The organism is Neisseria sp. P0001.S007 (assembly GCF_051963655.1).
GTDB lineage: Bacteria > Pseudomonadota > Gammaproteobacteria > Burkholderiales > Neisseriaceae > Neisseria > Neisseria subflava_A.
Map to the genome: position 1 here is coordinate 1 of NZ_JBQCUB010000072.1, position 230 is coordinate 230.

1 protein-coding gene is annotated in these 230 nt (G+C 38.7%); it reads left to right on the top strand.

Annotation, left to right across the window (positions count from 1 at the left end; genetic code table 11):
* Window positions 1–230, top strand: a 230-nt coding sequence (locus tag ACTHRE_RS11225) for an IgG-binding virulence factor TspB family protein (protein WP_440345290.1), incomplete at both ends; no start/stop codon positions are given.

A 230-nucleotide genomic window follows, 5' to 3' on the forward strand; every position in this document is an offset into this window, starting at 1 on the left:
TCCCGTAAAGTCGTTCTTAAAGGCGCAAATCGCCTGGTAAAAGCAGGTGCAAAACTTGCTTTAAAAGGTCTAACATACGTTGGTGCTGCATCATATGCTTATGATGCCTATCAAGCAGTAAATCCCACATTAGAATCAGCCGGCTATCATTATTCTGAAAATGACGATAGATACCTTAATGTCTATGATAACGCTCTATTTATGGATAAAGTTATTAGCCAACACGGTTA